Source organism: Paraplanobispora siamensis (assembly GCF_016863175.1).
Lineage (GTDB): Bacteria > Actinomycetota > Actinomycetes > Streptosporangiales > Streptosporangiaceae > Planobispora > Planobispora siamensis.
Map to the genome: position 1 here is coordinate 86,271 of NZ_BOOJ01000011.1, position 13,235 is coordinate 99,505.

At 71.0% G+C, this 13,235-nt stretch carries 12 protein-coding genes; 7 read left to right on the forward strand and 5 right to left on the reverse strand.

Translation table 11 applies throughout. The features are described 5' to 3' along the window. Positions 1 to 358: 358 nt before the first annotated feature. The gene (locus tag Psi01_RS05515) at positions 359 to 601 is read right to left on the reverse strand and encodes a hypothetical protein (protein WP_204062830.1); all 243 of its coding nucleotides are present in this window, start codon (positions 599 to 601) and stop codon (positions 359 to 361) included. A 637-nt stretch (positions 602 to 1,238) separates the two neighbouring features. Here Psi01_RS05515 and Psi01_RS05520 point away from each other — a divergent pair. The 3 genes from Psi01_RS05520 to Psi01_RS05530 all read left to right on the forward strand — a co-directional run bounded on the left by Psi01_RS05520 (position 1,239) and on the right by Psi01_RS05530 (position 6,301). Beyond that, positions 1,239 to 3,332 (forward strand): SpoIIE family protein phosphatase, encoded by a 2,094-nt coding sequence (locus Psi01_RS05520; RefSeq protein ID WP_204062831.1) that lies wholly within the window; start codon positions 1,239 to 1,241, stop codon positions 3,330 to 3,332. A 241-nt stretch (positions 3,333 to 3,573) separates the two neighbouring features. Further along, on the forward strand, positions 3,574 to 5,211 hold the full coding sequence (locus Psi01_RS05525; protein ID WP_204062832.1) for an RNA polymerase sigma factor: 1,638 nt from the start codon (positions 3,574 to 3,576) through the stop codon (positions 5,209 to 5,211). Positions 5,212 to 5,335: 124 nt separating this feature from the next. After that, positions 5,336 to 6,301: a hypothetical protein gene (locus Psi01_RS05530; RefSeq protein WP_204062833.1), complete on the forward strand. Its 966-nt coding sequence runs from the start codon at positions 5,336 to 5,338 to the stop codon at positions 6,299 to 6,301. 49 nt (positions 6,302 to 6,350) lie between these two features. On the opposite strand, the gene Psi01_RS05535 is transcribed toward Psi01_RS05530, so the two are convergent. Further along, positions 6,351 to 7,085, reverse strand: coding sequence for a YaaA family protein (locus Psi01_RS05535; protein WP_204062834.1), 735 nt, complete (start codon positions 7,083 to 7,085; stop codon positions 6,351 to 6,353). Positions 7,086 to 7,144: 59 nt separating this feature from the next. Between Psi01_RS05535 and Psi01_RS05540 the strand changes: the two genes are divergently transcribed. Further along, the gene (locus tag Psi01_RS05540; protein ID WP_204062835.1) at positions 7,145 to 7,882 is read left to right on the forward strand and encodes a GNAT family N-acetyltransferase; all 738 of its coding nucleotides are present in this window, start codon (positions 7,145 to 7,147) and stop codon (positions 7,880 to 7,882) included. A gap of 4 nt (positions 7,883 to 7,886) precedes the next feature. Here the strand turns inward: Psi01_RS05540 and Psi01_RS43140 are convergent, their stop codons facing one another. Continuing rightward, positions 7,887 to 8,117 (reverse strand): DUF7455 domain-containing protein, encoded by a 231-nt coding sequence (locus Psi01_RS43140; RefSeq protein WP_239127137.1) that lies wholly within the window; start codon positions 8,115 to 8,117, stop codon positions 7,887 to 7,889. A gap of 248 nt (positions 8,118 to 8,365) precedes the next feature. Between Psi01_RS43140 and Psi01_RS05545 the strand changes: the two genes are divergently transcribed. Beyond that, positions 8,366 to 10,438 carry a DNA gyrase/topoisomerase IV subunit B gene (locus Psi01_RS05545; RefSeq protein WP_204062836.1) on the forward strand — a complete coding sequence of 691 codons (2,073 nt, stop codon included), beginning with the start codon at positions 8,366 to 8,368 and terminating at the stop codon, positions 10,436 to 10,438. Between the two features lie 187 nt (positions 10,439 to 10,625). Here Psi01_RS05545 and Psi01_RS05550 read toward each other — a convergent pair whose 3' ends face one another. Together Psi01_RS05550 and Psi01_RS05555 are read right to left on the reverse strand one after the other, a co-directional pair. Further along, positions 10,626 to 11,369, reverse strand: coding sequence for an SAM-dependent methyltransferase (locus tag Psi01_RS05550; protein WP_204062837.1), 744 nt, complete (start codon positions 11,367 to 11,369; stop codon positions 10,626 to 10,628). A 119-nt stretch (positions 11,370 to 11,488) separates the two neighbouring features. Further along, the gene (locus Psi01_RS05555; protein ID WP_204062838.1) at positions 11,489 to 11,983 is read right to left on the reverse strand and encodes a beta-class carbonic anhydrase; all 495 of its coding nucleotides are present in this window, start codon (positions 11,981 to 11,983) and stop codon (positions 11,489 to 11,491) included. A 181-nt stretch (positions 11,984 to 12,164) separates the two neighbouring features. On the opposite strand from Psi01_RS05555, the gene Psi01_RS05560 reads away from it, so the two are divergent. Continuing rightward, positions 12,165 to 12,482 carry a hypothetical protein gene (locus tag Psi01_RS05560; protein ID WP_204062839.1) on the forward strand — a complete coding sequence of 106 codons (318 nt, stop codon included), beginning with the start codon at positions 12,165 to 12,167 and terminating at the stop codon, positions 12,480 to 12,482. A 280-nt stretch (positions 12,483 to 12,762) separates the two neighbouring features. Next, on the forward strand, positions 12,763 to 13,128 hold the full coding sequence (locus tag Psi01_RS05565) for a VOC family protein (protein WP_204062840.1): 366 nt from the start codon (positions 12,763 to 12,765) through the stop codon (positions 13,126 to 13,128). Positions 13,129 to 13,235 lie beyond the last annotated feature (107 nt).

The following is a 13,235-nucleotide window of genomic DNA, read 5'->3' on the forward strand; positions in this document are numbered from 1 at the left end:
TCCCCCGCCGGCCGTGCTGCCCCGGGACTGTGGTCTCCGCCGGTCCGTCCGCTCCGCTCGATCACGTTCAACCTTCTCGCGTTCCCGACTCCATGGGTGAATGGAACGCGACATGGTGACCGTTCGGTTCAACGGCTCTCTCGGTTGTTCCTGCTTCACCGATCTGGGCCGACAGTCGCCCGCGGGTCTGTCCGGTCTCCGCAGGCGCTTTCCGTTCCCAGGGCGGGAATCACCCGGCGACGCCACATTTGTGCGATCACCCGATCGGGCCCCTCCGCCTTCACGCGTGATCGTGAGCAATCTTAGCCCATGAAGGCCGATCGGCACGGAGGAACGGGGAACGGCCGCCGCCCGGAGGCTAGCGGAGCCCTCGCGGCGGCGGCGCCGAGTTCACGATCGCGAGGAGATGCTCGCGGGCGACGCGTTCGATCACCTCGGGAGTGGCCTCCACGCCCAGGTGCTCGGTGCATGCGAAGACGTCGGCGACGCATTTGTCCACGGTGTCGAGCGGGACGGTGAGGAACTCGGCGGCCAGACGGGCGCTCACGGGCTCGCGGAGCCCCGTCGGACCGCTGGTGAAGCGAGTGGCGAGAGCGGGCATGGATGTCACATTCCTCCGGGTTACCGGGATATTCCCGGATGGGCGGCGAGGACGTGCGTTTTCATTCCATAACGTATCGCGCCAGTGTCAAGCCTCCGGTGGGTGACATGGAAAGCTGACCCATGTCTTGACTCGCTCCCCCCAGGAGAGGGTAAAAGGATGTCCCGGAACGGGAAGCCGAATAGGGTGCGGGTCATTAGGCTGATCTTGCCAGGACTCCGGCCGAGACGAGGTGGGCGGTTGTCGGGACGGTCCGGCTCGATCCTGCTAGTGTCCTGGCCGCGAGCGCTGCGAGGCGCCGGCGGTGCTCGCGCCGGTGTGATCAGGTCCTCGCCGTCCCCTCCGGGAGGCGGGACCGGGGGGTGCGGATGCCGGCCCGGCCGTGCGGCCACCGGTCAGCCGCGTGCCCGGCGGAGTCCCGCGAGGCGCTGTCATGCTGGAATCCCGGCGCGTTACCGTGGACATCCTGGTCCTCGGGCCGGGGGGGTCATCGCATCATGGGCGGGGCTTCCGTCCGTAGGTGCCCATCGCCGATGATGTAGTGCAGGATCCGGTTCCCCGGAGCCGTGCTACGACGATTCGCAAGTTTGGAGATGTGCCTCGTGGGAGACCCTGGCACGCGACGGAGGTGCCGACCATGAGCGCCGAAACCTCCGTGCCCCGTCCCCGGGAGTCGGATGTGGACATCTCGGACTCGGGCCTTCTCCAGGGCCTGTTGTCTCAGTCGCCGTTCGCCTTCGCGTTCTTCGACCTCGACGGTCGCTTCCAGCGGGTGGACGACGTCTTCGCCGACGTCGTCGGCCTGCCCGCCGAGCGCCTGGTCGGCCGCACCCCGGGAGAGCTGCTGTCCGCCGACCTCACCGCTCTGGTCGAGGGATCGGTCCGCGGCGTCGTGGCGGGCGCCGCGGTCGAGAACGGCCAGCGGATCCGGGTGCGCACGGCCGAGGGGCAGACCCACCACTGGTCGCTGACCTTCTCGCCGGTCCACGACGACAAGGGCGTGCTGCGCGCGGTGTGCCTGGTCGGCGTCGACGTCACCGAGAGCCGGAAGGTCGAGGAGGACCTGCGGCGCAGCGAGGAGCGCTACCGCTCGCTCGTCGAGGCGCAGTCGCAGCTCGTGTGGATCACGGCGCCGAGCGGCGCGACGGTGGAGGACGCGCCGCAGTGGCGGGCCATCACCGGCCAGGGGCTCGACGAATACCTCGCCCACGGCTGGCTGGAGGCCGTGCACCCCGACGACCGCGTGCACACCGAGGAGGCGTGGCGCGAGGCCCTGCGCGGCCGGACCATGTTCGAGTGGAACTACCGCGTCCGCACGCGGGCCAGCGGTTACCGCCACTTCGAGGTGCGCGCCGTGCCGATCATCCGGCACGGCAAGGTCGTCGAGTGGGTCGGGGCGAACACCGACGTCACCCCGCAGCGCGAGGCCGAGGAGATGCGCGGCCGGCTGACCGACCAGCTCGGCGCCGCGGCGCTGCGCACGGCGCGGCTGCAGGGCGCCACCGCCATGCTCGCCGAGGCGCTCACGGTCGAGCAGGTCGTCCAGGTCATCATCGACGTGGGCCGTACGGCACTGGCCGCCGACCGCTCGGCGGTGGCGCTGCTCGACGCCGACCGGGCCGCGCTGAAGCTGGTCAACAACGGCGGCATCCCCGACGTCCCCGGCGCGCCCGGCGAGGAGATCCCGCTGTCGCACTCCAGCGTGATGACCATGGCGGTCAACAGCCGCCGCCCGGTCTTCGCCGAGTCGCCCGAGAGCCTGCTGTCCCAGCTCGTCGACGCCGGGGGCGACGAGGACGTCATCAAGGGGTTCGTCACCCACAGCGACGAGCGGGCCTGGGTCGGCCTCCCGCTGCTGGCCGCCGGCCGCGCCCTGGGCGCGCTGCGCTTCGCCTTCACCCGCCCCCAGAAGATCTCCCAGGAGGACGGCGTCTTCCTGGAGGCCCTGGCCGGCCAGTGCGCGCTCGCCGTCGAGCGGGCGACCCTGTTCGAGCGCGAGCACCGCACCGCCGAGACGCTCCAGCGGAGCCTGCTGCCCGACCGCCTGCCGGTGGTCCGCGGGCTGACCCTGGCCCAGCGCTTCCGCTCGGGCAGCCGTCACGTGCAGGTCGGCGGCGACTGGTACGACGCGTTCGTCCTGCAGGACGGCCGGGTCGCCGCGGTGGTCGGCGACGTCATGGGCAAGGGCGTCAAGGCCGCGGCCGGGATGGGCCGCATCCGCAACGCCATGCGGGCGCTGGCCCTGACCAACCCGCCGCCCGCGGCGGTCCTCACCGGCCTGGACCGGGTCTTCGAGGCGACCGAGGAGGAGGAGCAGGTCACCACGCTCGCCTACATGGTGGTCGAGCCGGGCACCGGAGAGGGCACGCTGGCGCTGGCGGGCCACCCGCCGCCCCTGCTCGTCTCACCGCAGGGCGTGCCGCTGCTGTGCGAGGGGGAGCCGGGCACCCCGCTCGGCTGGCCGGCCAGCCGCCGGCAGTTCCGCTTCTGCGTCCCGCCGGGCCACACCGCCGTCCTGTACTCCGACGGCCTGGTGGAGAACCGCAAGCGGGGGCTGGATGCCGGACTCGCGGAACTTTGCTCGGTTGTGACCGAAGCGCCGCCAGAAGTTGTTGGAAGTCCCCATATGCTGCTGGATTTCCTGGTGGATCGCATGTTGGCGGGGTATGAGCAGGATGATGACGTCACGGTGCTCGCGATTCATGTCCCTCCGACGACGAAGAGTGACTGAATGAAACAGTCATAAGGGTTGCTTTCGGATATCGGTGCCCCGCTTCCGTACGCACTACTGTCTTCGTCGGCCTAGGGTGGAGGGCAACCGCCGGGAGGCGGCCGTATGAATCACGGTGCCGTGCCAGAATGTTGTGCAGGTGCGTCGCGGTTCGCACGGCCTCGCTGATCGCAACTAGAGGCATCCGCCCCTAGCGGGCATCAGAGTCCATTCTCGTCTCGCTTTCCTTCGAGAGGTGTTCGTGTCGCCTGCAAGTTCGACTCGCTCGAAGCCATCCGAGCTGAACGAGCCCGTCATTCAGCAGCTGATGGAGCGGGGGCGCTCGCAGGGGTTCCTCGAGTCCGAGGATGTCCGCAAGGCCGTCGAGGAAGCGGACATTCCGATGGCGCAGGTCGCTGGAATCCTGCGCAGCCTCAGCAAAGAGGGCATCACCGTACGACTGACTGCTGAGGACTCCGCCGGCCCCAAGAAGTCCCGGCCCCAGGCCAAGCGCCGTACCCCTGCCACGCCCGCCGCCCCGGTCAAGAAGACCAAGACCGCGGCCGCGGCGGCCAAGGAGCAGCCGGAGACCGTCACCGCGGTCGTCGGCGGCTCCGAGCCCGCCCCGGCGGCCAAGAAGCCGGTCGCCCCCGCCAAGAAGGCCGCTCCGGCGGCCAAGAAGCCGACGGCCGGTCCGGCCAAGGCCGCGGGGCCCGAGGCGCCCGCGCCCAAGGCCGACTCCAAGCCCAAGGCGATCGACGCCGAGGACGAGGAGGAGATCGACCTCGACGACGTCGAGCTCGAGGACTTCGACCTGGAGGCCGAGGCCGAGCCAGAAGAGGTCGAGGTCGAGGTCGAACCGGAGCCCGAGGCCGACGAGGAGGCCAAGGCCGAGCCCGACCCCGCCGTCGTCCAGAGCGACGACGAGGTCCTGATCCTCTCCGACGACGACGATGACGCCCCCGTGGCGCAGGTCGCCGCCGCCGGCGCCACCGCCGACCCGGTCAAGGACTACCTCAAGCAGATCGGCAAGGTCCCCCTGCTCAACGCCGAGCAGGAGGTCGAGCTCGCCAAGCGCATCGAGGCCGGCCTGTTCGCCGAGGAGCAGCTGGGCACCGACGGCGAGAAGCTGCCGGTGGACGTCCGCGCCGAACTGGAGTGGATCGCCGAGGACGGCCGCCGGGCCAAGAACCACCTGCTGGAGGCCAACCTCCGTCTGGTGGTCTCGCTGGCCAAGCGCTACACCGGCCGCGGCATGCTCTTCCTGGACCTGATCCAGGAGGGCAACCTGGGCCTGATCCGTGCGGTCGAGAAGTTCGACTACACCAAGGGCTACAAGTTCTCCACCTACGCCACGTGGTGGATCCGGCAGGCGATCACCCGCGCCATGGCCGACCAGGCGCGGACCATCCGCATCCCGGTCCACATGGTCGAAGTGATCAACAAGCTGGCCCGCGTCCAGCGGCAGATGCTGCAGGACCTCGGCCGCGAGCCGACCCCGGAGGAACTGGCCCGCGAGCTCGACATGACCCCCGAGAAGGTCATCGAGGTCCAGAAGTACGGCCGCGAGCCGATCTCCCTCCACACCCCGCTGGGCGAGGAGGGCGACAGCGAGTTCGGTGACCTCATCGAGGACTCCGAGGCGATCGTTCCCGCGGACGCGGTCAGCTTCACGCTGCTGCAGGAACAGCTCCACTCCGTCCTGGACACGCTGTCCGAGCGCGAGGCGGGCGTCGTCTCCATGCGGTTCGGCCTCACCGACGGCCAGCCGAAGACCCTCGACGAGATCGGCAAGGTCTACGGGGTGACGCGCGAGCGCATCCGCCAGATCGAGTCGAAGACGATGTCCAAGCTCCGTCACCCGTCCCGGTCCCAGGTCCTGCGCGACTACCTGGACTAGGACCGGACGAGCAAGAGCGATCATCGGCGGCCCGCACCTTCCCGGTGCGGGCCGCCGCGTCGTTTACACACTTGTAACCGGTCGATAACGCGGGGTGACGGCCGGGCGACTACTCTCACCCGCCATGGGTGTGATCGAGACGGGCAGAGCCCGGGTCCGGGGACCACGTGTGATCGTCGACCGCCCGTGGGCGGACGGGGCGCTCGACGAGGCGGTCACCGCGGTGCACCGCGGTCTCCTCGACGCGGGGGCGGCCGCGCTGCGCGCCACCCGCGGCGACCCGGAGAGCCGCGCGCTGCGAGCCGAGGCCCTGGCCAGGGCGGCGACGGGATGGAGCCGCGACATCGAGGCCATGGCGGCCCGCGACCGGGTCAACCCCGACCTGTGGCTGTGGCTGGGCCGTACCCTCATCGAGGAGGCCTGGGCGCTCAAGCCCGACGCCAGGGCGCGCGCCGTGCAGGCGCACCGGCTGCAGATCTTCCACCGGGCGATGGACGCCGCCCGGCGGCCGCTGCTGACGGCGGCGGCGCTCGCGCCGTCCGATCCGGTGCCGTGGGAGTCGATGATGTGGCTCACCCTCGGCCTCGACCGGCCGCGCTCCGACAAGGACGCCGTCTGGTTCGAGATCGCCCGCCGCTGCCCGGCGCTCTTCCCGGCCAACGTGGCCCGGCTGATGACGCTCTCGCCCGCCTGGGGCGGGACGGCGCAGGAGATGCTCGCCTTCGCCAGGGACGCGGTGTCCCGGGCGCCCGACGGCGGCCCGATGCCCGCGCTGCTGCCGCTGGCCCACTTCGAGCGCGTCGCGGCCGAGCGCTCGCCGATGTCGCGGGGCGCCTGGTTCACCGACGAGGCGCTGCGCGAGGTCGTGGCGCACGCGGGCCGGTGGCGGACCGCGGGCGGGCACCCGCGGTCGGTGGAGGCCCACAACCTGTTCGGGGCCGCCTTCTATCTCGGCGGCCTGCGCCGGCCGGCCCGGGGGCACCTGGCCGGGACCGGCGGCAGGGTCAGCCGGCTGCCCTGGTCGTATCTGGGCGATCCGGCCCGGCAGTTCGAGCGGGCCTGCGGCAGGCTGGACGTCGTCATCGAGTGATCTCCGGGCCGGGACCCCGTCATCGAGTGATCTCCGGGCCGGGACCCCGTCACGTCAGGACGTCGAGGGTCCAGGAGCGCCTGGCCGACGGGGCCGGACCGAGGCTGACGGTGTGGCCGAGGTCGTCCAGGACCTTGGCGAGCTGGTCGGGGGTCTGCGGGCCGGCGTCCGCCTCCAGGAGGGAGCGGGCGATCAAGCCCCGGGTCGCCTTGGCCATGTGGCTGACCACCTTGCCGTCCTTGAGCACCCGTACGGCCACCGCCCGGTCCCCGGGGTTCCAGGCGGCCGCGTAGGTGCTCGACCGCAGGTCCACCACCAGGCCGGGCTCGGTGTCGAGCAGGGGCGTGATCGAACGCCGCCAGAAGGCGCCCAGCCCGCCCAGCGGCGGCAGCTTCACACTCATGGACAGCCGGTACGGCGGGACCCTGTCGGTGATCCTGAGCAGTCCCCACAGGCCGGAGAAGATGAGCAGGCTCTCCGCGGCCCGGCCGGCGGCGCCGGGGGACAGGGAGTCCAGGCCTAGGTTGTCGTAGAGCACCCCGGTGTAGAGCTCGGCGGCCGTCAGCGTGGGCGCGGTGCGCAGCTCCCGGTTCTTGCCGATCTCGCCGAGCTGGCCCTCGGACAGCCCGAGGACGGTGCGCGCCTGCGGCGTGTCGCACAACGCGGTCAGCGCGTCCAGGACGGTCTGCCTGGGCAGCGACGGGAAGCTCAGGGCGGACAGGTCGAGAGCGGGACCGCGGCCCGCCGCGGCCTTGCCCTCCGACGGGGGCAGCAGGATCAGCACGTCTCCCGAGCCTAGTGCGGTCCCGGGAGCGCCCGGACCGGCACCTAGAATCCCGTTTCATGATCGATGAGGAGTTCGACCGGCTCGTCGACCGGGCCTGGCCCGCCACCGGCAGGGTGCAGGCCGGGAGCTGGACGCTGCGCACGGCCGACGGGGTGACCAAGCGGGCCAACTCGGTGCTGCCGCTGGGGGAGCGCGAGGACCTGGAGGCGGCGGTAGGGGAGGCGGAGAGGTTCTACGCCGGGCGCGGGCTGCCGTGCGTGTTCTCCGTGGGCATGGGCGCGACCCCGGGGCTGGACGCCCTGCTGGAGGCGCGCGGCTATCGGGTGGCAGACCCCACGCTGATCATGACCCGGCCGTTGGCGCCCGCCGTACCGGACGGGGAGCCCGCGGTGCCGGGCGGAGAGTCTTCGGCCGGGGTCACGCTCGCGACGGCCCCCGACCGGCGGTGGCTGGACGTCTGGTGGAGCGTGGACGGCAGGTACGGCGAGGGTGTGGAGAAGGCCGAGCGGATCCTGACCGGGGTGCCGGCCGTCTACGCCTCGCTGGACGGGGAGGCGGTGGGCCGGGGCGTGCCGCAGGGCGGGTGGCTGGGCGTCTACTGCATGGCGACGCTGCCGCACGCGCGGGGACGCGGTCACGGGAGGCGGTTGTTGAACGCCCTGCTCTCGCATGGGCGGGAGCAGGGCGCCGATCGGGCATATCTGGTTGTGGTGGAGTCCAACACCGTGGCCCGGTCACTCTATGAGCGACTGGGATTCACGGTGTCGGGCCGATATCACTATCGGGTCCGGTGAACTCCTACCGCTCTTCGTCTTTTGCGATAGAGGGGGTGGCGCTGAGGCGTGCCGACTCGTCCTGAATGTCGGCGCCCTTGTCCCTCAGCACGGCCACGTGCTGACGCCCGTGGTGGGCGCAGAACAGCAGCTCCCCCCCAACGGGAAGGGTCGCGCGGATGTAGGCCTGGGCGCCACACCGGTCACAGCGGTCCGTGGCCGTCAGCGGCTTGGCGGGGGCGAGAGCTCCAGTCACGTATCGCCTTTCGGGTCATCCCCGGGGTGGGGGATCTGGCGTCAGTCACTTGAGACAACATCTAACCCGATGCGGACGTTCCCAACCGACCTGCGAGTACGCCGAGAGCGGAATGTTCCCCTCAGTGACGGAGAACGCGCCTGATGTAACACGGATGTCCACCTGATGGCAAGCTAGGACACGCCTCACCGGGAAGAGCGCGGTAGGCTACGCACACGTGTTCGAAGCACGGCACGGAGGGAGTGGGTGTGACCGCAGTTAGCACGGAGACGGGTTATACGGCCCGTCACCTGTCGGTCCTGGAGGGCCTCGAGGCCGTCCGCAAGCGCCCGGGCATGTACATCGGGTCCACCGACAGCCGCGGTCTCATGCACTGCCTGTGGGAGATCGTGGACAACGGCGTCGACGAGGCCCTGGCGGGTTTCTGCGACCGCATCGAGGTCGAGCTGTACGCCGACGGTTCGATCGAGGTCCGCGACAACGGCCGCGGCATCCCCGTCGACATCGAGCCGAAGACCGGCCTGGCCGGCGTGGAGCTCGTCTACACCAAGCTGCACGCGGGCGGGAAGTTCGGCGGCGGCTCCTACGCCGCCTCCGGCGGCCTGCACGGCGTCGGCGCCTCCGTGGTCAACGCCCTGTCCTCCCGGCTCGACGTCGAGGTCGACCGCGACGGCCGGATCCACGAGATCAGCTTCCGCCGGGGCGTGCCGGGCGTCTTCGACGGCGACGGGCCCACCGCCAAGTTCAAGAAGAAGTCCGGCCTGCGCGACGGCGGCCCGCTGGCCCGCAAGGGCACCGGCACCCGGGTCCGCTTCTGGGCCGACCGCCAGATCTTCCTGCCCGACGCCGAGGTCTCCCTCGACGAGATCCACGTGCGCCTGCGGCAGACCGCGTTCCTGGTCCCCGGCCTGACCCTGAGCGTGCGCGACAACCGCGGCGAGGAGCCCGTCGAGGAGGAGTTCCGCTTCGACGGCGGCATCTCCGAGTTCACCGAGTTCCTCGCCCGGGACGAGGCCGTCTGCGACGTGCTGCGCCTGCAGGGCGTCGGCCACTTCCACGAGACCGTGCCGGTCCTGGACGACCTGGGACACATGACCCCCACCGAGGTCCAGCGCGAGCTCACCGTGGACGTCGCGCTGCGCTGGGGCAAGGGCTACGACGCCACCGTCCGCTCCTTCGTCAACGTGATCGCCACCCCCAAGGGCGGCACCCACGTCAACGGCTTCGAGCGGGCCATGGTCCGCACGGTCAACGAGCAGATGCGCGAGACCCGCCTGCTGAAGAACGGCGACGCCCCGGTCACCCGCGACGACATCTTCGAGGGCCTGACCGCGGTGGTGACCGTCCGGGTGCCCGAGCCGCAGTTCGAGGGGCAGACCAAGGAGGTCCTCGGCACCTCGGCGGCCAGCCGGATCGTCTCCCACGTGGTCTCCCGCGAGCTGAAGGAGCTGTTCTCCAACCCCTCTCGCACGCTCAAGCCGCAGCTGCGCGCGGCGCTGGAGAAGATCGTCGCCGCGGCCAAGGCACGCATCGCCGCCCGCGAGCACCGCGACAACCAGCGGCGCAAGACCGCCCTGGAGAACTCCGCGCTCCCGGCCAAGCTGGTCGACTGCCGCAGCGACGACGTCGACCGCACCGAGCTGTTCATCGTCGAGGGTGACTCGGCGCTGGGCACCGCCCGCGCGGCCCGCGATTCGGAGTTCCAGGCGCTGCTGCCGATCCGCGGCAAGATCCTGAACGTGCAGAAGGCGTCCGTCGCCGACATGCTGAAGAACGCCGAGTGCGCCGCGATCATCCAGGTCATCGGCGCGGGCTCGGGCCGTTCGTTCGACATCGAGGCCGCGCGCTACGGCAAGGTCATCCTGATGGCCGACGCCGACGTCGACGGCGCGCACATCCGCTGCCTGTTGCTGACCCTGTTCCACCGCTACATGCGGCCCCTGGTCGAGGCCGGGCGGGTCTTCGCCGCGGTCCCGCCGCTGCACCGGATCGAGATCACCAACCCCGGCCGGGGCAAGGAGAGATACCTCTACTGCTACTCCGACGCCGAGCTCCACCGCACCCTGCGCGACCTGGAGCGCCGCGGCAAGCGGTGGAAGGACCCGGTCCAGCGCTACAAGGGTCTCGGTGAGATGGACGCCGACCAGCTGGCCGAGACGACCATGGAGCCGCGCCACCGCACCCTGCGCCGGGTCCGGATCGAGGACGTCGAGGAGGCCGAGCGCATCTTCAGCCTCCTCATGGGCAGCGACGTGGCCCCGCGCCGGGAGTTCATCGTCAACAGCGCGGCCGAGGTCGACCGCGACCATATCGACGCCTGACGGCCCTTCACCGGCCCGGGAGCGCCCCGGGCCGTCTCTTCCATGCCCGGGGCCGTTCACGGCCTCCACGGGGCTATACAGCCGTCTCAGCGCCCCCGTGAGGGGTCGAGAGGCTCCGATGCCCCGGACCTCCCAGGCGGGCCGTACGGCCTCCGCCGTCTCAGGCGTGTCCGGCCCTGCCCCCTCCTCAGCCGGTACGGCGCAGCAGGAACGTGACGAAGCCCAGGATGCCGCGATAGCCGTTCAGCCACATGTCCCGGTGCTCGAGCGCGGCGGTCAGCGCCGCCTCGCCGTCCGGACCGGGATTGTCCAGCGCCCAGCGGATCAGGCTGCCGGTCCACGACCATTCGTACTCGTCCCACTCGGCCCGCTCGCTGGTGTGCCCGTAGACGACCCGGAACCCGGCGTCCTCGACGGCGCGGACGGTGCCGGGCAGGTCGGCGTACTCATCGGGTTCCGCGCCGAGCCGGGTCAGGGCCTGCGGGGTGGGCTCCTCGTCCCAGAACCCGTCGCCGACGAGCGCCAGGCCCTCCGGCCGCAGGAACCCGCGCACGGCCTCCAGCGCCGGCCCGAGCCCGCCGAAGGCGTGGACGGCTCCGACGCAGAGCACCAGGTCGTACGGCTCGGCGGGGGTGAAATCGGCGGCCGGCGTCTCGTGCAGCCGGATCCGGCCGGAGAGCCCCCGGGCCCCGGCCTCCCCGGCGGCCGAGGCCAGAGCCTGCGGTGAGACGTCCACCCCGTCGGCCGTGACGTCCGGATAGAGCTCCAGCGCCCGCAGCGTCCAGGCCGCCTGCCCGCAGCCGAGGTCGAGGACGCGCGCCCCCGGCCGCAGCCGTGCCCGGGCCAGCAGGCGCTCCAGGGAGGCCGGGCCGACCGGGGCGGCGATCGGGTGGTCCGCGTGGGCGAGGAGGCTGATCAGTTGACGGTCCATGGGGAGCCATCCTGGCGCGGGCCCCGCACGGTCCTCCATCGAATATCCAGGTGGGAGGGGAGGCGGCGGGTCATGGGGACGGTCCCGGGGCCGGGCTGCGCGCGGCCCCGGGACGGACCTCACATGTCCACGGGCAGGATCTTGCCGGTGCGCACGTCGTAGATCGCGCCGCCGATGACCAGGCCCTCCGGGAGGAACGGGCTCGTCCTGGCGCGCACCAGGTCGTGGCGCAGGGCGGCGTCCTGGTCGGGGACGGTGTGGAACTCCAGGCTGCGGGTGTCCACGCCCTGTTCGGCGGCCAGCCTGTGCACGTCGTCGTCGGTGGCCTTCGCCATGCCGCAGTCGGTGTGCGGCATGATCAGCACCCGGTTCACGTTCAGCAGGTAGACGGCCAGGACGAGCGTGCGCAGCACGTCGTCGGTGACCCGGGCCCCGGCGTTGCGCAGGATCTTGGCGTCGCCCGGCTTGAGGCCGAACAGCCCCAGCGGGTCGATCCGGGAGTCCATGCACGTGACCACGGCCAGGCCCCGGGCGGCTCTACCGGTCAGTTCCGAGTCGGTGAACGTGGCGGAGAACTCCTCGTTGGCGGCCAGCAGGTCGTCGAAGGCACTCACGTATGCATCCCTCGGTCGGTGAAATCGTCGGACTAATGATTCCCCATGCCCGTTTCATGGATATTTCGGGGCAGCCCTCAGCGGTCAACTTGCGGAAGGCCATGTGATCATCACTCACGATGCGTAATGATGCCGTGACGAAAAGCCATGGCTTCAAGACTTGTGGAGAGTGTGGAGTGTGATGAGCAGGACCGAATCCCTGGCCGACTATCTGCGCACCCAGGCCAGAAGGAAGCTGGACCGGGTGGAGATCCGCGACAGGGGGCGCAACGCGCGCTCGGCGCTCGCCCTGCTCGACGCGACGGCCCATGTCGAGTCGCTGCCCGATGACGACCCCCTGCTGGAGGCCCTGGCCGAGGCCGGCTGCTTCGGTCCGCTCGGCACAGGTGAGTTCCAGCCCGGAGAGGAGATCGACAAGCTGGTGCGCTTCTGGGAGTCCGGTGAGCCCGGGGAGTTGCTGGCGGCGATCAGGGCCCTCTTCCAGGGTTCGCGGGTGTGATCCCGCGCCGCCCCGCGGCAGGGGCGCCGGGAGGATCAGGGGCGCCGGGAGGATCGGGGGCGCCGGGAGGATCAGGGGCGCCGGGAGGATCAGGGGCGCCGGGAGGATCAGGGGCGCCGGGAGGATCAGGGGCGCCGGGAGGATGAGGAGTCCCGGCGTGCATGCCGGGCCGTCGCGAGGGCACTGTCTCCCTGAAACATCGGCAACACCCCCGTAAGACCATTGCCGGTGGCACAACACCGTCATAGGGTTTTCGATGGTGTCTCACACGGGAGGAATCATGGCAATCGCCCGCATGCGGTCCGTCGTCCTCGACTGTCCCGACCCCAAACGCCTGGCCGACTTCTACGGCGAGCTCCTTGGCTGGAAGATCACCAACCTCGAGGACGACTGGGTGACGCTCTCCGACGGAGGGCCGGTACGGATCTGCTTCCAGCAGGCGCCCGACCATCAGCCGCCGGACTGGCCCAGCCAGGACCGTCCCCAGCAGTTCCACCTGGATGTGACGGTGGACGACCTGGACAAGGCCGAGGCCGAGGTGCTCGCGATCGGAGCGGTCAAGCACTCCCACCAGCCGAGCGAGGAGGACGACTTCCGGGTCTTCCTCGACCCGGCGGGCCACCCGTTCTGCCTCTGCGTGGACTGAACGGCGCGTTCCCGCCCGGACGGGTGACCACTCAGGACGGGTGCCCTCTCAGGACGGGTGCCCTCTCAGGACGGGTGACGGCTTCGCGCGGGTGCCGGGGAACGGCC